This window comes from Microbacterium sp. MMO-56 (genome assembly GCF_037146215.1).
Taxonomy (GTDB): domain Bacteria; phylum Actinomycetota; class Actinomycetes; order Actinomycetales; family Microbacteriaceae; genus Microbacterium.
This window is the reverse complement of sequence record NZ_JBBCVW010000007.1, coordinates 26,966-47,561: the sequence shown is the minus strand read 5'-3', so window position 1 is coordinate 47,561 and position 20,596 is coordinate 26,966. Positions and strand designations below refer to the sequence as shown.

19 protein-coding genes are annotated in these 20,596 nt (G+C 71.3%); 1 reads left to right on the top strand and 18 read right to left on the bottom strand.

Annotated features, from left to right (window positions below; genetic code table 11):
* Positions 1–31: 31 nt before the first annotated feature.
* The 5 genes from WFI00_RS08190 to WFI00_RS08170 all read right to left on the bottom strand — a co-directional run bounded on the left by WFI00_RS08190 (position 32) and on the right by WFI00_RS08170 (position 8,492).
* Complete coding sequence (locus WFI00_RS08190) at positions 32–2,908, bottom strand: FtsK/SpoIIIE domain-containing protein (protein ID WP_336631743.1); 2,877 nt, start codon at positions 2,906–2,908, stop codon at positions 32–34.
* Positions 2,909–3,026: 118 nt separating this feature from the next.
* Positions 3,027–3,824 (bottom strand): PP2C family protein-serine/threonine phosphatase, encoded by a 798-nt coding sequence (locus WFI00_RS08185; RefSeq protein ID WP_336631744.1) that lies wholly within the window; start codon positions 3,822–3,824, stop codon positions 3,027–3,029.
* Between the two features lie 2 nt (positions 3,825–3,826).
* On the bottom strand, positions 3,827–5,965 hold the full coding sequence (locus WFI00_RS08180; RefSeq protein ID WP_442928314.1) for an ABC transporter ATP-binding protein: 2,139 nt from the start codon (positions 5,963–5,965) through the stop codon (positions 3,827–3,829).
* Positions 5,962–7,695 carry an ABC transporter ATP-binding protein gene (locus WFI00_RS08175; RefSeq protein WP_336631745.1) on the bottom strand — a complete coding sequence of 578 codons (1,734 nt, stop codon included), beginning with the start codon at positions 7,693–7,695 and terminating at the stop codon, positions 5,962–5,964. The genes WFI00_RS08180 and WFI00_RS08175 overlap by 4 nt, the downstream gene beginning before the upstream one ends.
* Before the next feature lie 95 nt (positions 7,696–7,790).
* On the bottom strand, positions 7,791–8,492 hold the full coding sequence (locus tag WFI00_RS08170; RefSeq protein ID WP_336631746.1) for a large exoprotein: 702 nt from the start codon (positions 8,490–8,492) through the stop codon (positions 7,791–7,793).
* A 165-nt stretch (positions 8,493–8,657) separates the two neighbouring features.
* Between WFI00_RS08170 and WFI00_RS08165 the strand changes: the two genes are divergently transcribed.
* The gene (locus tag WFI00_RS08165; protein ID WP_336631747.1) at positions 8,658–9,149 is read left to right on the top strand and encodes a DUF4282 domain-containing protein; all 492 of its coding nucleotides are present in this window, start codon (positions 8,658–8,660) and stop codon (positions 9,147–9,149) included.
* A gap of 37 nt (positions 9,150–9,186) precedes the next feature.
* On the opposite strand, the gene WFI00_RS08160 is transcribed toward WFI00_RS08165, so the two are convergent.
* From WFI00_RS08160 to prmC, 13 genes are all read right to left on the bottom strand, one after another.
* Positions 9,187–9,936 carry a YaaA family protein gene (locus tag WFI00_RS08160; RefSeq protein WP_336631748.1) on the bottom strand — a complete coding sequence of 250 codons (750 nt, stop codon included), beginning with the start codon at positions 9,934–9,936 and terminating at the stop codon, positions 9,187–9,189.
* Between the two features lie 92 nt (positions 9,937–10,028).
* On the bottom strand, positions 10,029–10,289 hold the full coding sequence (locus tag WFI00_RS08155; protein WP_336631749.1) for a F0F1 ATP synthase subunit epsilon: 261 nt from the start codon (positions 10,287–10,289) through the stop codon (positions 10,029–10,031).
* 1 nt (position 10,290) lies between these two features.
* Positions 10,291–11,745 (bottom strand): F0F1 ATP synthase subunit beta, encoded by a 1,455-nt coding sequence (atpD, locus tag WFI00_RS08150; RefSeq protein ID WP_336631750.1) that lies wholly within the window; start codon positions 11,743–11,745, stop codon positions 10,291–10,293.
* A 24-nt stretch (positions 11,746–11,769) separates the two neighbouring features.
* Positions 11,770–12,684 carry a F0F1 ATP synthase subunit gamma gene (locus WFI00_RS08145; protein ID WP_336631751.1) on the bottom strand — a complete coding sequence of 305 codons (915 nt, stop codon included), beginning with the start codon at positions 12,682–12,684 and terminating at the stop codon, positions 11,770–11,772.
* Positions 12,685–12,725: 41 nt separating this feature from the next.
* On the bottom strand, positions 12,726–14,366 hold the full coding sequence (gene atpA, locus WFI00_RS08140; RefSeq protein ID WP_336631752.1) for a F0F1 ATP synthase subunit alpha: 1,641 nt from the start codon (positions 14,364–14,366) through the stop codon (positions 12,726–12,728).
* A gap of 15 nt (positions 14,367–14,381) precedes the next feature.
* Positions 14,382–15,170: a F0F1 ATP synthase subunit delta gene (locus WFI00_RS08135; protein ID WP_336631753.1), complete on the bottom strand. Its 789-nt coding sequence runs from the start codon at positions 15,168–15,170 to the stop codon at positions 14,382–14,384.
* Positions 15,170–15,730, bottom strand: a complete 561-nt coding sequence (locus WFI00_RS08130) for a F0F1 ATP synthase subunit B (protein ID WP_336631754.1) — start codon at positions 15,728–15,730, stop codon at positions 15,170–15,172. Before WFI00_RS08130 ends, WFI00_RS08135 begins: the two co-directional genes overlap by 1 nt.
* 27 nt (positions 15,731–15,757) lie before the next feature.
* Positions 15,758–15,991 (bottom strand): ATP synthase F0 subunit C, encoded by a 234-nt coding sequence (atpE, locus tag WFI00_RS08125; protein ID WP_336631755.1) that lies wholly within the window; start codon positions 15,989–15,991, stop codon positions 15,758–15,760.
* Between the two features lie 49 nt (positions 15,992–16,040).
* The gene (gene atpB / locus WFI00_RS08120) at positions 16,041–16,826 is read right to left on the bottom strand and encodes a F0F1 ATP synthase subunit A (RefSeq protein WP_442928316.1); all 786 of its coding nucleotides are present in this window, start codon (positions 16,824–16,826) and stop codon (positions 16,041–16,043) included.
* A gap of 139 nt (positions 16,827–16,965) precedes the next feature.
* On the bottom strand, positions 16,966–17,556 hold the full coding sequence (locus WFI00_RS08115; RefSeq protein WP_336631756.1) for a hypothetical protein: 591 nt from the start codon (positions 17,554–17,556) through the stop codon (positions 16,966–16,968).
* Entirely contained in the window at positions 17,553–18,800 is a 1,248-nt protein-coding gene (locus WFI00_RS08110; RefSeq protein ID WP_336631757.1) for an MraY family glycosyltransferase, read from the bottom strand. Before WFI00_RS08110 ends, WFI00_RS08115 begins: the two co-directional genes overlap by 4 nt.
* Positions 18,797–19,498, bottom strand: a complete 702-nt coding sequence (locus WFI00_RS08105; RefSeq protein WP_336631758.1) for an L-threonylcarbamoyladenylate synthase — start codon at positions 19,496–19,498, stop codon at positions 18,797–18,799. Before WFI00_RS08105 ends, WFI00_RS08110 begins: the two co-directional genes overlap by 4 nt.
* Before the next feature lie 87 nt (positions 19,499–19,585).
* A complete protein-coding gene (gene prmC / locus WFI00_RS08100; RefSeq protein WP_336631759.1) occupies positions 19,586–20,473 on the bottom strand; it encodes a peptide chain release factor N(5)-glutamine methyltransferase in 888 nt (295 codons plus the stop codon).
* Positions 20,474–20,596: the final 123 nt, after the last annotated feature.

The following is a 20,596-nucleotide window of genomic DNA, read 5'->3' as shown; positions in this document are numbered from 1 at the left end:
CCGCGACCGGGGCGCGATCCGTCGCCCCGGCTCAGCGACGCGCGCCCGTGGGTAGCGCGACGCGACGCGGGGGCGTGTCCGCGCGGACGGACCACGCGCGGCCGGCACCGGGGGCGACATACGGCGGGAGTTCGCGTCGTCCCGTGACGGCGCGGTACTCGGCGGCGCATCCCGCGTCCACGACGAGTTCGCCGCGCGAACGCGTCGTGCCGAGCAGCCGCCACTGGGCGAGCCAGTCCTCGGGCGCGCCGAGCACGACGCGTGGCACGGCTTGCGCGGAGCCGGCGTCGGCGACCGCGGCGATCGGGATCACCTCGACGCCCGACGCCGTCAGCCCGGCCCGCACGGCGTCCGCGCGGGGGCCGTCGGCGATCACGAGGCCGGCTGGCTCCCCCGCGCCCACCCGCCACACGGGCGCGCGATCTCCGCTCGCGGTGCCGTCCGGCCGCGACGCGTCCTCGCCGCCTCCGCCCGAGTCCGGAAGCGCGAACTGGACGAGACGGCTCCCCCACCGTCCGCGGCCGGGCGGCTCGTCCCGCAGGTGCTCGCCCGGAGCACCACCGGCGGCGACGTGATCGGCGCGCGTCGGCAGGGCCAGGATCGCGCGCCCCGGCAGCAGGTCGACGACCCTCCCGAGCGGGCCCGTCGCGCGGGACGCCGTCAGTGCGATGACGATCCCGCGGCTGCGCGCCTCCCGCGCCGCCCGCTCGAGCGCCGCCACCCATGCCGCGGCGTGGTCGGGCGGGAGGCGCGCGGCGATCGCGTCCGCATCGTCGACGAGGACGACGGTGCCCGGAGGGGCGCCGTCGAGCGCCATGACGCGGTCCCACGCATCCTCGAGGTCGCCCTCCACCCGCACGCATCGCTCCGCCTGCGCGGCGACCGTCCGCAGGAGGCTCGACCGGCCGCTCCCCGGCCCGCCGATCACCGCGAACCCCGCCGTGCCCGCGTCCAGCACGAGCGCGGACCGGCGCTGCCGGTCGGGCTCGTCCACCACGCCCAGCACGAGCGGCACGGGCGCCCTGCGGTCGGATCGCCGCCGACGTGCGGCGGGAGAGTCCTCCCGGCCAGCCGCCGTCGGCGCGGCGTCCGTCCCGACGTCCGGCGCGACGACAGCGCGCGCCTCGGCGATCGAGATCCGCTCCGGCAGGGGCGGCAGCCACGGGCGGCGGGCGGGCGCGTGGTCCGCGGAGGCGACCCGGAGGGCGTCGATCGCCGCCGGTCCGCAGCGGGCGACCCGCACCGTGCGGGGCGCACTGTCGGCGGCACGCCGCACGAGCGCCGTCCCCCGCGCCGCAGCCGCGCCCGAGAGGTGGACGGCGTCGTCCCGCCCGAGGATCGTGCGGGCGTCGGCGGCATCCGTCACCCGGAACGCGATCCGCAGGGGCGCGTTGGCCAGGACCCCGTCACGGAACGCCCCGGACGCACGCTGCGAGGCGAGCAGCAGGTGCAGGCCGAGCGCGCGACCTCGCGCGGCCAGGTCGGCGAACAGCTCGTGCAGGTCGGGGTGCGCGCCGACGAGCGCGGCGTACTCGTCGACGACGATCACGAGGCGCGGCAGCAGCCCCCGAGCCTCGTCGATGTCGCGCGCGCCGGCCGTGCGGAGCACGCGCTCCCGGTGACGGACCTCGGCGCGCAGGCTGTCCACGGCGCGCACCGTCCGGGCCTCGTCCAGATCGGTGAGCACCCCCGTCACGTGGGGAAGCATCGCCAGCGCATCGAACGTGCGGCCGCCCTTGAAGTCGACCAGCAGGAACGACACCTCCTGCGGCGTCCGGCCGCGGCACATCCCGACGATCCAGGTCGTCAGCAGCTCGCTCTTGCCCGAACCGGTGACGCCGATCACCACGGCGTGAGGTCCGTCGTCCACCAGATCGAGCACGACCGGATCCCCCGCCGTCGTCCCGACGACCGCACCGAGCGAGGACGCCGCACCTCGGTCGGCGACGGGCAGCTCGTCCACCCACGCCGCCCCGTCCACGCGATGACCGAGCGTGGTCGCGCGGGCGGCCAGCATCGCCGCGATCCGCGCCGCCTGCTCCCGCGAGACGGCCTCCACGCGCACGCGTCGCGACACCCCGCCGTGGTCCAGGCGGGCTCCGTCGACACCGCCCGCGTCGTCGAGGGTGAGCACCGCGGCGCACCGCGGCGGAGGCGGAGCTCCCGGCGCGACCCGCACGATCGGGACGTCGACGTCCGCAGGAACGGGACGATCGCCGGTGCCCACGGACACGACGATTCCGGCGGTCGCCTCCGCGTGCGGGAGGGCGGGGCCGTGCGCCCCGTCGCCGGCGAGACGCAGCCGTCCGGGCGGCTGGGCGAGGCACAGCTGCAGCAGGAGCGCTCGCGCGACCGCCGCCGCCGCGAGCGCGGGACCGACGACGGCGACCCCGGCGGCGACCGGCACCACCACCGGCGCATCGGCGAGGGTGGCGGCCCGCCCGCGCAGCGCGCGGGCCTCCCGCGTCGTCGTCTCGCCCTCGATCCGCAGCGCGCTCGTCACCTCGCCACGCCCGACGACGAGCAGCTCGTCGCGCCCCGGCACGACCCGCCAGATCTCGTCGGGGTCCGTCACGTATCCCGCGACGTCCGGCGTGCGCCGCCAGGCACGCCGTCGCTCCGCCTCGTGACGCTCCTCGATCGCGCCGGTCAGGCGGACGAGCGTCGCGGCCGCCGCGCGCCGCGCCCGGCGGCGGGTGCGGCGCGATCCGCGAAGCCCGTCGAGGAAGGAGGCCGCCGCCATCAGCGGCCCGAGCGCCGCCATCCACCACACCGTCGGGGACGCCGTGAGCCACCAGAGAACGGCGGCGCCGGCCACGGGGACGAGCGCGGCCGCCAGAGGCAGGACCGGACGCGGCGGCTCGGGGACCGATGCCGGCAGGCGCAGGGTGTCGTCGAGGTCGTGCATGGCGCACAGTCAACCGCCGCGCGGCGCCGCCCGGCGCGGCATCCCGGCGATCCGTGGACGCGTCTCCGGTGGGCTCCGATGGGGAGGAGCGGTCGAGCCCCGCCGCGGACGGAGCGGATCAGTCCTCGACGGGCGTGCGCTCCCCGGTGTACGTCCTGTGCACGTTGAGCACGATGATCGTCACGTTGTCCCGGCCGCCGTTCTCCAGGGCCGCCTCGAGCATGTCGTCGGCGGCCTCGGTCGGGTCCTCGTGCTGCAGCAGGAAATGGAGGATGCCGTAGTCGGTGAGCTCCTTGGTGAGTCCGTCGCTGCAGATGACGAACCGGTCGCCGTCGACGACCTCGAGGCGCACGTAGTCGGGAGAGACGCCGTCGGAGGGGCCGACCGCGCGGGTGATGACGTTGCCGTAGGGGTGGTTCTCCGCCTCTTCCGGCGTCAGACGCCCCGCCGAGATGAGCTCCTGCACCACCGAGTGGTCCGTCGTCACCTGGGCCAGCCCGCCGTCGCGGAAGAGGTACACGCGCGAATCGCCGATGTTGAGGGTCACCCACGTCGGCTCGGGCCCGGTGAGGTCCAGGTACACGCCCGTCACCGTCGTGCCCGTGCCCTCGTCGGTCGTCTCCGGGTGGCTCGCGATGTCGGCGACGGCCCGGGCGAGCGCCTTCTCGATGGTCTTGGGGGTCACGTCGCCCTTGTCCGCCACGGCGCCGAGGCGTTCGACGGTGCTCGCACTGGCGATCTCGCCGCCGATGTGTCCGCCCATCCCGTCGGCGACGACGAACAGCGGGTAGCGGGCGAGCACGGCATCCTGGTTCACCTCACGCCGACGTCCGCGGTGGGTCACCTCGGACCACTGCAGCTCGAGTGCACCGTCCGCGAGCGGGACGGTGCACGACGGGGTCGTGGCTTCGGGCACGGTCACACTCTAGTGGACGCGTCCCCCGGCTCCTCCGCGACGGGCGGGATCGCCGGAAGCGGGGGGACGGCGCCGGGTGAGACGATCGGCGGGACGTCTCCGGCGAGCTCCTCCCGCTCCTCCGCGCGGTCGATGGCGGCGACGAACGCGGCTCCCCCGTCGACCCCGCCGTCGGTGTCGTCCGCGGGAGCGTCGAACTGCGCGTTGTACAGGCGCCAGTACGCCCCGCGGGCCGCGAGCAGCTCGTCGTGCGACCCCTGCTCGACGATCGCGCCGGACTCCATCACGAGTATGAGGTCGGCGTCGCGGATCGTCGACAGACGGTGCGCGATGACGAACGCCGTGCGGTCCTCGCGCAGGCGCGACATCGCCCGCTGGATCAGCAGCTCGGTGCGGGTGTCGACGGAGCTGGTCGCCTCGTCGAGGATGAGGATCCGCGGATCGGACAGGAACGCCCGGGCGATGGTGACGAGCTGGCGCTCCCCGGCGGAGAGGTTCGTCGCCTCGTCGTCGAGGACGGTGTCGTACCCGTCGGGCAGAGCGTGCACGAACCGGTCCACGTAGGCGGCCGTCGCCGCCGCGACGATCTCCTCCTCGCTCGCATCCGGACGCCCGTAGGCGATGTTCTCCCGGATCGACCCGGAGAACAGCCACGTGTCCTGCAGCACCATGCCGGTACGTCGGCGCAGGTCGTCGCGGGTCATCTGCCGCGTGTCGAGGCCGCCGAGGGAGATCACCCCGCCGTCCACCTCGTAGAACCGCATGATGAGGTTCACCAGAGTCGTCTTGCCGGCTCCGGTCGGCCCGACGATCGCCACCGTGCTGCCCGGATCCGCGTGCAGCGACAGCGCGTCGATGAGGGGGACGTCGGGCACGTAGCGGAACGAGACGTCGCGGAAGGCGAGGTCGGCCGCGGCGGCCGGCGCCGTGCGTGCGGGGTCGGCGTCGGCGCCCTGCTCGTCCTCGTCGAGCAGTTCGAACACCCGCTCGGCACTCGCGACGCCGGACTGCAGCAGATTCGCCATCGAGCCCAGCTGGCTGAGCGGCTGCGTGAACTGCCGCGAGTACTGGATGAACGCCTGCACGTCGCCGATCGACATCAGGCCGCCCGCGACCTGGAGGCCGCCCACGACGGCGATCGCGACGTAGACGAGGTTCCCGATGAACATCATCGCGGGCATGATGATCCCGGAGAGGAACTGCGCGCCGAAGCTCGCGCGGTACACGTCGTCGTTCTCCGCGGCGAAGTCGCGCTCGACCTCGCGCTGGTGGCCGAACACCTTCACGACCGCATGACCGGAGAAGGTCTCCTCGACGCGCGCGTTCAGGACCCCGGTCGCCGTCCACTGAGCGACGAAGAGCTTCTGGGAGCGCTTGGCCACGGCGGTCGTGATGACGATCGTGAGCGGGATCGTGACGAGGGCGATCACCGCGAGCAGGGGCGAGATCACGAACATCATGACGAGCACCCCGACGACCGTCAGGATCGACATGATGACCTGCGACAGCGTCTGCTGCATGGTCTGGCCGATGTTGTCGACGTCGTTGGTCACGCGGCTGAGGAGCTCTCCGCGCTGCACCCGGTCGAAGTACGCCAGCGGCAGGCGATGGATCTTGTCCTCCACCGCGACCCGCAGACGGTCCATCGCGCGCTGGACGATCCCGTTGAGCAGCCGAGCCTGCAGCCACCCGAACAGCGCCGCGAGGAGGTAGACGACCAGCACCACGGAGATGACTCCGGCGAGGGCGCCCAGGTCGATGCCCGCACCGGGGGTGAACGACATGGAGGAGAGCATGTCGGCCTGCTGTTGATTGCCCGCTCGGACGAGCTGGTCGATCACCTGCTGCTTCGTCGCGGTCGCGGGCACCTGCAGCGACACGAAGCCCGCGAAGATGATGTTCGTCCCCTCGCCCAGGATCTTCGGGCCGGCGACGCTCAGGGCGACCGACAGTGCCCCGAGCACGAGGGTCGCGATGAGCCGCGCCCGGTCCGGGCGGAGGGTGCCGAGCAGGCGCCGCGCGCTCGGACCGAAGTTCTGCGCCTTGGCGCCCGGCGCCATCGCCATCGGGCCCCGCCCCATGGGGCCGCGCGGCCCGGCGGGGGCGACCGGCGCCGGGCGCGCGGAGGTCGAGCCGCTCATGCCGCCTCCTTCGCCGACAGCTGCGAATCGACGATCTCCCGGTAGGTCGGGCAGCTCTCGAGCAGTTCGTCGTGCGTGCCGAGCCCCACCGTGCGTCCGTGATCGAGCACGAGGATCTGATCCGCGTGCCGGATGGTCGACACCCGCTGCGCGACGACGATGCGCGTCGCGTCGGGCAGCTCCGCATCCAGCGCCCGGCGCAACGCCGCGTCGGTGGCGAGGTCCAGCGCGGAGAACGAGTCGTCGAAGACGTAGATCTCGGGCCGCTTCACCAGGGCGCGCGCGATCGCGAGACGCTGGCGCTGACCGCCCGAGACGTTGGTCCCGCCCTGTGCGATGGGCGCGTCCAGTCCGCCGTCGAGCGACGCCACGAACCCGCGCGCCTGGGCGAGCTCGAGCGCGCGCCAGAGGGCGGCGTCGTCGGCGTCCGCATCTCCGTAGCGGAGGTTGGATGCCACGGTGCCCGCGAACAGGAACGCGCGCTGCGGGACGAGTCCGATCCGCGCCCAGAGGGCGTCGGGATCCATCGTCCGCACGTCCTCCCCGTCGACGGTCACCGCACCGCCGGTCGCGTCGAACAGCCGCGCGATGAGACCGACGAGGGTCGTCTTGCCCGAACCGGTGGAGCCGATGATCGCGGTCGTCGTGCCCGGCTCGGCGGTGAAGGAGATGCCTCGCAGGACCGCGTCCTCCGCGCCCGGGTAGGTGAAGTCGACATCGTCGAAGACGATCCGGCCCCCCGTGAGCGGGGCGGGGACGGGGGTGTCCGGGGCATGCACCGACGGCTCGGTCTCGAGCACCGCACCGATCCGGTCGGCGCAGACGGAGGCTCGCGGGATCATGACGAACATGAACGTGGCCATCATGACGCCCATGAGGATCTGCATCAGGTAGTTGAGGAACGCGAACAGCGTGCCCACCTGCACGCCGTGGTTCTGCACCTGATCCGCGCCGAACCAGATGACCGCCGCCGACGACAGGTTCATGACGAGCATCACGACCGGGAACATCAGCGCCATGAGGTTTCCGGCGCGCAGCGCGGTGTCCATGACCTCTGCGCTGGCACGGCCGAAGCGCGCCCGTTCCTCGTCCTCGCGTACGAACGCGCGGACGACGCGGATGCCCGTGAGCTGCTCGCGCAGGATCTGGTTGACGCGGTCGATGCGGGCCTGCATCTTCGTGAAGGCCGGGACCATCCGCACGACGATGAGCGAGACCGCGAGGAGGAGCACCGGGATCGCGACGGCCATCAGCCAGGACAGTCCGGCATCCTGGCGCACCGCCATGATCACGCCGCCGATCGCCAGCATGGGCGCCGACACCATGACGGTCGCCGACATCTGGACCAGCATCTGGACCTGCTGGACGTCGTTCGTGTTGCGCGTGATGAGCGACGCGGCACCGAACTGACCCATCTCGCGCTGCGAGAACGCGACGACGCGATGGAACAGAGCCCCGCGCAGATCCCGGCCCACCCCCATCGCGAGGCGGGAGCCGAAGTAGACCGCGACCAGCGAACACGCGATCTGGGCGAGGCTCACCGCGAGCATGATCCCGCCCGTACGCCAGATGAACGGGATATCGCCGGTGATCACGCCGTCGTCGATGATGTCGGCGTTGAGCGTGGGCAGGGCGAGAGAGGCGATCGACTGCCCGAGCTGGAAGACGATGACCAGGAGCACCAGCGGCCACGCCGGAGCAGAGAAACGGACCAGGATCCTGCCGAGCACGGCGCCTCCTCCCGCGACCGCGAGCGCAGGCGCGGATCGACGTTACGCCTGAGCGCGCCCTCGCTCAAGCAAGGGCGCGCTCAGTGGTCGTGCGGTCAGACGCGCGGGGCGTCGTCGTCGCCGCGCGGGGCCGCGGGCGGCTCCGTCGTCGGCGGCGGGGTCACCGGAGGGGTGACCGGGGGCTGCGCCGGCGGCTGGTAGCCCGCGGGAGGCTGGTATCCGGCCGGGGGCTGGTAGCCGGCCGGGGGCTGGTAGCCGGCGGGAGGCTGGTAGCCGGCGGGAGGCTGCGCGCCCGCGGACGCCTGGACGGGGATGCCCTGCCAGACCGTGCGGTCGGCGAAGAACCCGTTGCCTGCCCACGGGGCGGGGGCGATGTTCGAGTTCCAGCGCGACGAGTCGAAGGCGAGGATGCCGAGCCAGACCGCCTGCAGGAGGATGTACAGGACGACCCAGGGGGTCTCCTTCTGCAGCTTGAGCCCGACGCGCCACGCGGCCAGCGCCGTCGTCACGATGATGAGGAGCGAGCCCAGGAAGCCCAGGCCGAAGGGGGCGAGGACGATCGCCGCGCCGAATCCGATGAGCGGGAGCCACGGGCTCACGTCGCCGAGCTTGTTGAACACCATGAAGTTGTAGATCGGCACCCAGGCGCGCCAGCCGCCCTGCACGCCGGCCTTGTTGAAGATCCTCATCAGGAACCAGGACGACAGGACGTACCAGCCGACGGCGAAGAGGAAGCCGAGGAACGCCGCGAACAGAGCGGCGGCGACGACGGCGGTCGAATCGGAGTAGTCACTCATGTGGGCATTCCTTCCCTCGCGGCCCCAGCCGCACGAACGGGGCCGCACCGGCCCCGTCTGCAGTCATCGTAGGGCCGACGGGCCCGGCGCCACCAGATGCGGGATCTCGCGCGTGTCGTGCGCGGCTGGATACCCTGGCCACAGCACTCCTCGGAAGGACGCCCCATGACCGACCCCCAGCCCACTCCCCCGCCGCTCCCCGACCGACCCGCCGCCGCGGGGGCGCAGGCGGCGGCGACCTCCGCCGGTCCGGCACCCGATCGCACGGGGGGCATCGCGGGCGTCGACGACACGGGCGTCCCGAGGCTCGTCGGCGAGCTCGACGACATCGGCCGCGGCTTCGTGTCGGCGCTGTTCGACATCACGTTCACCCGCTTCATCACCCGGCGCCTCGCCAGCGTGTTCTTCCTCGTCGGCCTGGTCGCGATCGGTATCGCCTTCGTCTCGGCCCTCGCCGGCGGGATCGTCTCCGGCGTCGGCGCGCTGCCGTGGAACCCGGGCGGAGGGATCGCCCTCATCGCCTCCACGGTCGTCGTGGTTCCCGTCCTCGCCTTCTTCGCGGTCGTGCTGCTGCGATTCGTGATCGAGGCCGGGGTCGCGCTCGTCGCGATCGCGGAGAACACCGAGCGGACCGCCGCGAACACCGCGCGCGACTGACGCGTCGCGCCGACCCGCGCCGGGCGTCCTCCGCCCCTCACACGACGAGGTCGAGCTCCCCTGGCGCACCGTGCCGCACGTGGAGGCCGCTCTGCTCGGCCCAGCGGACGAACGCGTCCGGCGAGGCCACGCGGGGGCGCGACAGCGCGAGCCGCCGCACGAGGTCGCCCTTCGCGTGCTTGTTGAAGTGGTTGAGGGCGCGCACCGCCCCGTCCGGGCCCGCCGTGACGACGCGCACGTACGCCGAGCGCACGCCCCCAGGCACGGGGCCCAGGGCCGCATACGCCTCCGAGCGCAGGTCCAGCACGAAGCGGGGCGCCGCCTCCGCGAGCGCGGCGGTCGTGGCATCCGCCCACATCTTCCGGAGCGTCGGGACGCCGGGCAGGGAGGCGCCCGCCGCCAGGCGGTACGCCGGGATCGGATCGAGCGCCCCGACCGGCCCGAACGGCGCCGACTGGATCAGGACGTGCGCGCCGAGCCAGCGTCGCGCCGGAGCGGGGAGCGACGCGGCATCCAGCGCGTCGAACAGCACGCCCGTGTAGCGGTCGACCGCGGGCATCGTCGGCGCAGTGCGCAGGGCGGCGTTGGCGGCGACCTCACCGCGCTGGCGCGCGGACAGCTTCAGGACCTTCGCCGCACGCTCCTCGTCTCCGCACAGCGCCACGAGCGCATCGATCACCCGCGTCCGCTCCGGCGCGAGCCCCCGCAGCGCGAGCCCTCCGACGTCCAGCGCCGGCCCGTCCCCTCCTCCACGCTTGGTCTCCGACGGCGGCAACAGGATCAGCATGCGTCTCCGATACAGCGAGAAACCACCCTCGTCGCGAGAAACACCCGCAGGGGTGGTTTCTCGCGCAGAGAGTGGTTTCTCAGCGGGTGGGGTCAGGACTGGAGCGCGGCGTGGCCGGCCACGATGGTGAGCTCGTCGGCCTCCATCGACAGGAAGCCGTCCTGCGCGCTGGCGACGACCTTCGTGCCGTCCTGCTGCGTGATGCGCACCTGGCCCTCGGCGAGGATCGCCAGCACGGGCTCGTGCCCGGTCATGAAGCCGATCTCGCCCTCGACGGTCTTGGCGACGACGAGGGACGCCTCGCCGTGCCAGACCTCCTCCTCGGCGGAGACGAGGGTGACGGTCAGCGCCATGTCAGCTGTTCTCCTTCTGGATCTGCGCCCACTTCTCCTCGACGTCGGAGATGCCGCCGACGTTGAAGAACGCCTGCTCGGCGACGTGGTCGAAGTCGCCCTTGACGATCGCGTCGAAGGACTCGATGGTCTCCTTGATCGGGACCGTGGAGCCCTCGACACCGGTGAACTTCTTCGCCATGTAGGTGTTCTGCGAGAGGAACTGCTGGATGCGGCGCGCGCGGGCGACGACGATCTTGTCCTCTTCGGAGAGCTCGTCGACACCGAGGATCGCGATGATCTCCTGCAGTTCCTTGTTCTTCTGCAGGATCTGCTTCACGGCGGTGGCCACGCGGTAGTGGTCCTCACCGATGTAGCGCGGGTCGAGGATGCGGCTCGTCGAGGTGAGCGGGTCGATGGCCGGGTACAGACCTTTCGACGCGATCTCACGCGAGAGCTCGGTCGTCGCGTCGAGGTGCGCGAAGGTCGTGGCCGGGGCCGGGTCGGTGTAGTCGTCGGCGGGCACGTAGATCGCCTGGAGCGAGGTGATCGAGTGACCACGCGTCGAGGTGATGCGCTCCTGGAGCACACCCATCTCGTCGGCGAGGTTCGGCTGGTAGCCGACCGCGGAGGGCATACGGCCGAGGAGGGTCGACACCTCGGAACCGGCCTGCGTGAAGCGGAAGATGTTGTCGATGAACAGCAGCACGTCCTGCTTCTGCACGTCGCGGAAGTACTCCGCCATCGTCAGGGCCGAGAGGGCGACGCGCAGACGCGTCCCCGGCGGCTCGTCCATCTGGCCGAAGACGAGGGCGGTCTTGTCGAAGACGCCCGCCTCCTCCATCTCGCCGATGAGGTCGTTGCCCTCGCGGGTGCGCTCGCCGACGCCGGCGAACACCGAGACGCCGCCGTGGTCCTGCGCGACGCGCTGGATCATCTCCTGGATGAGGACCGTCTTGCCGACGCCGGCGCCGCCGAACAGGCCGATCTTGCCGCCCTGGACGTACGGCGTGAGCAGGTCGATCGACTTGATGCCGGTCTCGAACATCTCGGTCTTGGACTCGAGCTGGTCGAAGTTCGGCGCCTGACGGTGGATGCCCCAGCGCTCGGTGACCTCGACGGTCTCGCCCGGAGCGGCGTTGAGCACGTCACCGGTGACGTTGAAGACCTTGCCCTTGGTGACGTCGCCGACGGGGACCGTGATGGGGCCGCCCGTGTCGCGCACCTCCTGGCCGCGGACCATGCCGTCCGTGGGCTTGAGCGAGATGGCGCGCACGAGGTCGTCGCCGAGGTGCTGGGCGACCTCGAGCGTGATCTCGGTGGACTCGTCGCCGATCGTGATCGTCGTCTTCAGCGCGTTGTAGATGTCGGGGATCGCATCGTGCGGGAACTCGATGTCGACGACCGGGCCGGTGACGCGTGCGACGCGCCCGACGACCGTCGTCTCGGCCTTTTCGGCGGTGGCGGTGGCAGTCATTGTCTGTCTCTTTCGGTGGGAACGTTACTTGCCGGATGCCAGGGCGTCGGCGCCGCCGACGATCTCGGCGATCTGCTGGGTGATCTCGGCCTGACGGGCGTTGTTGCGCAGGCGCGTGTAGTCGGTGATCAGCTTGTCCGCGTTGTCGCTCGCGCTCTTCATCGCCTTCTGCGTCGCCGCGTGCTTGGCCGCGGAGGACTGCAGCAGCGCGTTGAAGACGCGGCTCTGCACGTACACCGGCAGGAGAGCGTCGAGCACGACCTCGGGGCTGGGCTCGAACTCGTAGAGCGGATACACCTGCGAGGAGGATGCCGAGGCATCCGTCACCTCGTCGGCCTCGACGACCTCGAGCGGCAGCAGACGCACGGTCTGCGGCTCCTGCGTCATCATGCTGACGAAGCGGTTGTAGACCAGGTGGATCTCGTCCACGCCGCCCTCGACGTCGCCGCCGCGGTCGTACGCGTCCAGGAGTGCCCCGGCGATCTGCTCGGCGGTGTTGAAGTGCGGCGTGTCGGTGTCGCCGACCCACTCGCCCGCGGCCGCCATGCGGCGGAACTGGAAGTAGCCCACCGCCTTGCGACCGACGAGGAAGTACTCGACCTCCTTGCCCTGCGACCGCAGGAGCTCGGCCAGCTGCAGGCCCTCACGGAGGATCTGCGAGTTGAACGCGCCGGCGAGGCCACGGTCGGAGGCGAAGATGACCACCGCGGAACGGCGGATCGTCTCGCGCTCCGTCGTGAGCGGGTGCTGCGTGTTGGAGTGGGTAGCCACGGCGGAGACGGCCCGGGTCACGGCCCGCGCGAAGGGCGAGGACGCGCGCACGCGCGCCATCGCCTTCTGGATGCGCGAAGCCGCGATGAGCTCCATCGCCTTCGTGATCTTCTTGGTCGTCTGAGCGGAAGAGATCTTCTGCTTGTAGACCCGGAGTTGTGCGCCCATAGGTTCTGTGTGTCAGGGATTCAGTCGTCGGGACCCCGGCCTCAGCCGCGGCGACCCTTGACGATCTGCTCCTGGTTCACATCCTCCTCGTGCGCCGACGCGACCTCTTCGTGACCGGGCTTGTTGATGGCCTGCCCCTTGCCGCCCTGGAATTCCAGGATGAAGGAGTCGGTGACCTTGCCCAGCTCTGCGACGGTGTCGTCGTCGAGCACGTTGGTCTCGCGCAGCCGGTCGAGGATCGTCGTGTTGCGCTTGAGGTAGTCGAGCAGGTCGCGCTCGAAGCGGAGCACGTCCTCGACCGCGATCGTGTCGAGCTTGCCGTTGGTACCGGCCCAGATCGAGACGACCTGCTCCTCGACGGGGTACGGGTCGTACTGGGGCTGCTTGAGCAGCTCCGTCAGACGCGCACCGCGCTCGAGCTGACGACGCGAGGCCGCGTCGAGGTCGGAGGCGAACATCGCGAACGCCTCGAGCGAGCGGTACTGGGCGAGCTCGAGCTTGAGCGTGCCGGAGACCTTCTTGATCGACTTCACCTGGGCGTCACCGCCGACGCGGGAGACCGAGATGCCCACGTCGACCGCGGGGCGCTGGTTCGCGTTGAACAGGTCGGACTGCAGGAAGATCTGGCCGTCCGTGATCGAGATGACGTTCGTCGGGATGTAGGCCGACACGTCGTTGGCCTTCGTCTCGATGATCGGCAGACCCGTCATGGAGCCCGCGCCGAGCTCGTCGGAGAGCTTCGCGCAGCGCTCCAGCAGACGCGAGTGCAGGTAGAAGACGTCGCCCGGGTAGGCCTCGCGGCCCGGCGGGCGGCGCAGCAGCAGCGACACGGCGCGGTAGGCCTCGGCCTGCTTCGACAGGTCGTCGAAGATGATCAGGACGTGCTTGCCGCCGTACATCCAGTGCTGGCCGATGGCCGAGCCGGTGTAGGGGGCCAGGTACTTGAAGCCGGCGGGGTCGGAGGCGGGAGCGGCGACGATCGTCGTGTACTCCATCGCGCCGGCGTCCTCGAGCGCACCCTTGACCGAGGCGATCGTGGAGCCCTTCTGACCGATCGCGACGTAGATGCAGCGCACCTGCTTGGTGACGTCACCCGAGTCCCAGTTGGCCTTCTGGTTGATGATCGTGTCGATCGCGATGGCGGTCTTGCCGGTCTGACGGTCGCCGATGATGAGCTGACGCTGGCCGCGGCCGACCGGGATCATGGCGTCGATCGCCTTGATGCCGGTCTGCATCGGCTCGTGCACGCTCTTGCGCTGCATGACGCCGGGAGCCTGGAGCTCGAGGGCGCGGCGACCCTCGGTCGCGATCTCGCCGAGGCCGTCGATCGGGTTGCCGAGCGGGTCGACGACGCGGCCCAGGTAGCCGTCGCCGACGGCGACCGAGAGCACCTCGCCGGTGCGCGTGACCTTCTGGCCCGCCTCGATGCCGGAGAAGTCGCCCAGGACGACCACACCGATCTCGTTCTCGTCGAGGTTCAGCGCGAGGCCCTCGACGCCGTTCGCGAAGCGGACGAGCTCGTTCGCCATGACGCCGGGGAGGCCCTCGACGTGCGCGATGCCGTCGGCGGCGTCGACGACCGTGCCGACCTCGGTCGCGGCGGCTCCGGACGGCTCGTACGCGGCGACGAAGTCCTTCAGCGCGTCGCGGATGACGTCGGGGCTGATGGTGAGATCTGCCATGGTGTTCCTTCTGTTCTAGCCAGCGAGGCGCTGGCGCAAGTCATTGATTCGAGAGGAGACGGTCCCGTCGATGACGTCGTCACCGATCTCCACGCGCATGCCGCCGAGCACCTGAGGGTCGACGACGACGTTCAGGGTGACATCGGCGCCGTACCGGGAGCGCAGCGCCGCGGCGAGGCGGTCCTGCTGGGCGGAGTCGAGCGCACCCGCGACCCGGACGGTCGCGACCTTCTTGCCCCGCTGGTCGGCCACCAGCTGCAGCGCCCGCTGCAGCAGGGACCGGACGCGGCGTTCGCGCGGCTGCTGGACGAGCTGCGACGCGATGAGCGTCGTCGCCTCGCCGGCCCGGCCGCCCAGGAGCTTCTCGACGAGCGCGCCCTTGGCGGACGCATCGCCGAGGCGGCTGCCGAGGGCGAGCTCCAGCTCGGGGTTGGCAGCCACGGTGCGGGCGACCTGGAACAGCTCGCCCTCCACGTCGGTACCCGGTGCCCCGATCGCCGCGGCGCGGATCGCGAGCTCTTCGATGCCCGAGACGAGATCCTCGGTCGAGGACCAGCGCACCGCGACGGCGGAGGCGAGCAGCTGGACGACCGTGGGGCCGTACCCGGCGAACACCGTCCGGGCCACCTGCGCACGCGCCTCGCCGGGAGCGCCCCACGCGGAGAGCGCGCCGCTCAGCTGCGCCGAGTCGGCGATCTCGCGCGCGGCCGCGAACAGCCCGCGGGCGACCGAGAGGTCGCTCACGGTCGCCGCCGACAGCTCCGCCGTGGTCGTCGCCAGTGCCTGAGTGGTCGCGCTGCCCATTACTTCTGAGCCTCCGCCGTGGACTCCGCCTTCTCGAGGTCGGCGAGGAAGCGGTCCACGACGCCCTTGGCCTTGGCGTCGTCGGACAGCGACTCGCCGATCACGCCGCCGGCGAGATCGAGCGCGAGCGTGCCGACCTCGCTGCGCAGCGAGACGAACGCCGACTGGCGCTCCGCCTCGATCTGCGTGTGCGCGGCCGCGGTCACGCGTGCGGCCTCGGTCGATGCGGCGTCCTTCGCCTCGGCGACGATCTTCTTGCCGTCCTCACGGGCGGCGTCGCGGATCTCTCCGGCCTCCTTGCGAGCCTCGGCGAGCTGCGCCGTGTACTCCTCGAGGGCGGCCTCGGCCTTGCGCTGAGCCTCGTCGGCCTTCGCGATGTTCCCCTCGATGGCGGCGGCGCGCTGGTCGAGGAGAGCCTTCATCTTGGGAAGGGCGACCTTCCACACGACGATGAGGATGACGATGAAGCAGACACCCGACCAGATGATGTCGTACCAGGCGGGGATGAGCGGGTTGTGCGCCTCGCCCTCTTCCGCGGCGTACGCGACAAGATTCAGCATCCTGTCTCCTTAAGACTGGGGGGCGACTTACTGGAAGATGAAGCCGGCAGCGATGCCGATGAAGGCGAGCGCCTCGGTGAAGGCGATACCGATCCACATGAGGACCTGCAGGCGACCGGCCAGCTCGGGCTGACGGGCCACGCCCTCGATCGTCTTGCCGACGACGATGCCGACGCCGATCGCGGGGCCGATGGCGGCGAGGCCGTAGCCCATCGTCGCGACGTTGCCGGTGAGCTCGGCGAGAACCGTAGTTGCGTCCACGGGGTGTTTCCTTTCGGGGTTGGGTGGGAGAGGCGGAAGCCTCGCCCGCTCAGTGCTCTTCTGCCACCGCGAGCTGGATGTAGACCGCGGTGAGGATGGTGAAGACGTAGGCCTGGAGGAAGGCGACCAGGACCTCGAACAGCGTGAAGGCGAGGCCGAAGGCGAGCGAGCCCGCCGCCAGAGCCGACCACCAGCCGCCGAGGGTGATGAGGAAGAACTGCGTCGCGGAGAAGAACAGCACGAGCATGAGGTGCCCGACGATCATGTTCATCAGAAGTCGCAGGGTCAGCGTCACCGGCCGGATGATGAAGGTCGAGAGGAACTCGAGCGGCGTGACGATGATGTAGAGGAACGGCGGCACCCCGGCGGGGAACAGCGCGTTCTTGAAGAAGTTCTTCGGGCTCTTCTTGATGCCCGCGTAGATGAACGTGACGTAGCTGATGACCGCGAGCATCAGCGGCACGGCGATGATGCTCGTACCGGCCAGGTTCAGGAACGGGATGATGCCTGTGATGTTGAAGAACAGGATCATGAAGAACATGGTCGTCAGGATCGGCAGGAACCGCTGACCGTCCTTCTTCCCGAGGAGGTCCTCGGCGATGTTGACCCGCACGAAGTCGAGGCCCATCTCGGCGATGCTCTGGAACCGTCCGGGGACGATCCGCATCCGGCGGGTGCCCGCCCAGAGGAAGATGATCAGCCCGACGGTGGCGAGGAACTGGATCAGATGGATCCGCGTGACCGGGATGCCGAACACCTCGAACAGAACGTCCGGGAAGAACTCATCGATGGAAGGTCCGTGGAAGCCGCCGTCTTCGGCGGTCTTGGCGATCAGGGTCGCAGCTTGGGTAAACAGCGCTGGCTCCAGCTTCGGGGCACCGGCGAACCGGGGCGACGATGGTCGGTGTGAGCGTCACTGCGCACGCGTCGCACTGCTGGTGTGGGCGGCGCGAACGGGCGCAGACGACAGCCTATCAGTCCCGCGGGGGGTTCTCGCGCGCCGCCTCCGCGGCGCCCTCGGCCTCCCCCTCTTCCGGGGGCGTCGACGTCGACGGACGGACGCCGTGGCGGGCGTCGTCGATGATGTCGGAGAGCGTCGGCAGCGACACGTCGCCGACGTGCGGCACGCGCATCCGGAGCATGACGACGACGTCGACGGCGAGCGAGGCGAGGACGCTCACGACCAGGGCGACGAAGAACACGGTGCCGTTGAGCCAGTCCGCGCCGCGCAGGACGAGCAGGACGACGATGAACAGGGCGAACTTCACGATCCATCCGCCCATCACCGCACCGAAGAAGATCGGGACGTACAGCGGGTCGCCGTACCAGCGGTTCGCGACGAGGATCGTCCCGGAGGTGAGCCCGAGGAAGACCGCGGCCAGGAGCACGGCGACCAGTGCGCTCCACAGCCCGGAGGTGCCGTCGACGGCGAAGCCGACGAGCGCGCCGACGACGGCGAGGCCGACGGCCACCGCGGCCGACCAGAGCAGGGTCGTGCGGAACAGGCGGTTGCTCGACACCTCGCGGGGCGTCGAGGGATCGTTCGGGGCGGATGCCTCGGTCATGCGGTCCTCCGGGGGTCGCCGGCCGGGGTGCCGGCCGGGTCGGTGGGATCGGTGGGATGAGTGGGGTCGCGAGGATCCATCGGGTCGGTCGGATCGATCCCCGCGGTCGCGACGGCGCGCGGACGCTCGGAGGGCAGGAGCGTGACGATGACGCACGCGACCGCGCCGACGAGCAGATACGCCACGCCCGGGAGGTAGTCCCCCGGCCAGTCCTGGGTCGTGCCGAGGTACATCAGGAGCACGCCGACCGAGACGACGGCCGTCCACGCGTAGAAGATCAGGACGGCGTCCCGGTCGCTGTGGCCCATGTCGAGCATGCGGTGGTGGAGGTGCTTGCGGTCGGGCGAGAACGGCGAGAGCCCCTTGCCCATGCGACGGATCACCGCCATCCCGAAGTCGAGGAGCGGCAGCAGCAGCACCACGATCGGCAGGAGGATGGGGATGAACGCACCCAGGAGCTGCGAGCGACCGAAGACGTCGTTGTCGCCGAGCAGGCTCGGCGGGAGGCTCCCCGTGAACGCGATCGCCGAGGAGGCCATCAGCAGCCCGAGCAGCAGAGCGCCGGAATCCCCCATGAACAGCTTCGAGGGGTTCCAGTTCAGCGGCAGGAAGCCCGCGCAGACGCCGATCAGGACCACCGCGATGAAGGATGCCAGCGAGGAGTAGCTCGAGGCACCCGTGTCGCGGGCGACCATGTAGGAGTACACGAAGAAGACCGCGTTCGCGATGAGGGCCACGCCGCCCACGAGCCCGTCCAGGCCGTCGATGAAGTTGATGGCGTTCATGACGATGACGATCGCGAGCACCGAGAGAGCGAAGCTCACCCAGCTGGACACGACGAGTTGGATGCCGAGGGGGATCGCGAAGATCTGGATGCCCCCGAAGCCCACGACGATGCCGGCGGCGAGGAACTGCGCACCCAGCTTGATCATCCAGTCCAGATCCCACAGGTCGTCGGCGACGCCGACGACGACGATCAGCGTCGCCGCACCCAGCAGCGACCAGATCGCCGCGGGCTCCGCCCAGAAGATCGCGAAGTAGGGGATCTGCGACGACAGCGCGAACGCGGCGAGGACGCCCAGGTACATCGCCACACCGCCGATGCGCGGCTTGGGCGTCGTGTGCACGTCGCGATCGCGGATCTCCGGGTACAGCCGGTACCGCAGCCCCACCCGCCAGACGATCGCCGTGAAGGCGAGGGTCGCGATCGCCGTCACGACGACGGTGAGGACGTAGTACCTCACGCGGGGCCGCTCGCCGCCGACTCGGCGTCGAGCGGGTCGGGCTCGAGCAGGTCGCCGAGCACGTCCCGCAGGCGCGCGCGACCGATGGCGCCGTCGCGCAGCACCCGCACGGGGCGGGTGCTGCCGGCCGCGAGCCCCGTCGCGTCGACGATCGTGGAGGACAGCCCCGTCCGCACCGGGCCGCCGTCGAGGTAGACCGACACCGCGTCGCCCAGCATCTCGATCGCACCGTGCACGTCGAGAGCGGCGGGACGCGTCGTGAGGTTCGCGCTGGAGACCGCCAGCGGCCCGCACTCCTCGAGCAGTTCGAGCGCGAACCGCTCGGCGGGCATCCGCACCGCCACCGTGCCGGCGGTGTCGCCGAGATCCCACGACAGCGACGGCTGCGCGGGCAGGACGATGGTCAGCCCACCCGGCCAGAACTCCTCGACGAGCCGCTCCACGGGCTCGGGGACCTCCGCCACGAGCGCACGCATGGTGGCAACGCCGGCGACGAGCACGGGCGGCGGGGACTGGCGACCGCGGCCCTTGGCGGCGAGCAGGCGTGCGACCGCAGCCGCGCTGAACGCGTCGGCGCCCACGCCGTAGACGGTGTCGGTGGGCAGGACGACGAGCTCGCCCCGGCCGATCGCCTGGCGCGCCTTGCGCATGCCGGGGAGCAGCTGTTCGGCGTCGCGGCAGTCGAAGAGCTCATACATAGCGCTCCCAGTCTACGGCGGGCATCCGCGCGGTCCGGGCGGCCCGCCGGGCCCCGGCCCCGGCCCCGGTGCGCCGGGCACCTGCGGTCAGGGCCGGATGGCCGTGGTCGCCCGGTCACGCGTCGTGAGGTCGGGATGCGTCGCCGCGGCGCGCCAGCCGTCGCCGCCCAGCAGCTCGCGGATGGGGGCTCCCTGCCACTCCCCGTGCTCGATGACGAGCATGCCGCCGGGACGCAGCAGGCGCATCCCCACCTCGGAGAGCACCCGGACGACGTCGAGACCGTCCTCTCCCCCGTAGAGGGCGGACGGCGGGTCCCAGAACCGCACCTCGGGATCGCGCGGGATCGCCTCATCGGGAACGTACGGCGGATTGGAGACGAGGACGGCGACCTGGCCGTCGAGCTCGGGGAACGCCGCGGCGAGATCGATGAAGGCGAGGCGGGTCTGCGGCGCGATCCGCGCGACGTTCTCCTTCGCCCAGACGAACGCGTCGACGGAGTTCTCCGCGGCGTGGATGCGGGCGTGCGCGACCTCGGTCGCCAGAGCGAGCGCGATGGCACCCGACCCCGTGCCGAGGTCGACGCCGATGGGCTCGGCGTCGGGGCATGCGCGCAGGGCGTCGATGGCGAGCTGCGCGACCATCTCGGTCTCGGGCCTCGGAACGAACACGCCGGGGCCGACGCGCAGCTCGAGATGGCGGAAGGGGGCGACGCCCGTCAGGTGCTGCAGGGGCTCGCGCGCGGCCCGCCGCTCGACGAGGGCGTCGAAGTCCCCGAGGTCGAGGTCCGCGTCGCCGCCGCGGAGCGCGATGGCGGCGAGCTCTCCGCGCGAGCGACCGAGGACGTGGGCGGCGAGCAGTTCGGCGTCGACCTCCGGGGTCGGCACGCCCGCCGCAGCCAGCGTCGCAGCCGCGCGCCGGAGCACGTCGGAGAGGGCGGGCGCGGCGGAGTCGGGACGGTGGTGCGGTGCGCTCATGGGTCCTGCCAGCCTATCGGCGCGGTGGCAACCCTCGGCGTGATGATTCGTCACATTCAGCCCGCGCATCGTCGCGCCCGCTTAGGCTCGACAACGAATCTGGGTACCTCACGAAAGGCATTC

What these genes read in the sequence shown, in the direction of transcription:
- WFI00_RS08190 (WP_336631743.1), bottom strand. Translation starts at nt 2,908, where the DNA reads ATGCACGACCTCGACGACACCCTGCGCCTGCCGGCATCGGTCCCCGAG.
- WFI00_RS08180 (WP_442928314.1), bottom strand. Translation starts at nt 5,965, where the DNA reads ATGAGCGGCTCGACCTCCGCGCGCCCGGCGCCGGTCGCCCCCGCCGGG.
- WFI00_RS08170 (WP_336631746.1), bottom strand. Translation starts at nt 8,492, where the DNA reads ATGAGTGACTACTCCGATTCGACCGCCGTCGTCGCCGCCGCTCTGTTC.
- WFI00_RS08165 (WP_336631747.1), top strand. Translation starts at nt 8,658, where the DNA reads ATGACCGACCCCCAGCCCACTCCCCCGCCGCTCCCCGACCGACCCGCC.
- WFI00_RS08160 (WP_336631748.1), bottom strand. Translation starts at nt 9,936, where the DNA reads ATGCTGATCCTGTTGCCGCCGTCGGAGACCAAGCGTGGAGGAGGGGAC.
- WFI00_RS08155 (WP_336631749.1), bottom strand. Translation starts at nt 10,289, where the DNA reads ATGGCGCTGACCGTCACCCTCGTCTCCGCCGAGGAGGAGGTCTGGCAC.
- atpD (WP_336631750.1), bottom strand. Translation starts at nt 11,745, where the DNA reads ATGACTGCCACCGCCACCGCCGAAAAGGCCGAGACGACGGTCGTCGGG.
- WFI00_RS08145 (WP_336631751.1), bottom strand. Translation starts at nt 12,684, where the DNA reads ATGGGCGCACAACTCCGGGTCTACAAGCAGAAGATCTCTTCCGCTCAG.
- atpA (WP_336631752.1), bottom strand. Translation starts at nt 14,366, where the DNA reads ATGGCAGATCTCACCATCAGCCCCGACGTCATCCGCGACGCGCTGAAG.
- WFI00_RS08135 (WP_336631753.1), bottom strand. Translation starts at nt 15,170, where the DNA reads ATGGGCAGCGCGACCACTCAGGCACTGGCGACGACCACGGCGGAGCTG.
- WFI00_RS08130 (WP_336631754.1), bottom strand. Translation starts at nt 15,730, where the DNA reads ATGCTGAATCTTGTCGCGTACGCCGCGGAAGAGGGCGAGGCGCACAAC.
- WFI00_RS08115 (WP_336631756.1), bottom strand. Translation starts at nt 17,556, where the DNA reads ATGACCGAGGCATCCGCCCCGAACGATCCCTCGACGCCCCGCGAGGTG.
- WFI00_RS08105 (WP_336631758.1), bottom strand. Translation starts at nt 19,498, where the DNA reads ATGTATGAGCTCTTCGACTGCCGCGACGCCGAACAGCTGCTCCCCGGC.
- prmC (WP_336631759.1), bottom strand. Translation starts at nt 20,473, where the DNA reads ATGAGCGCACCGCACCACCGTCCCGACTCCGCCGCGCCCGCCCTCTCC.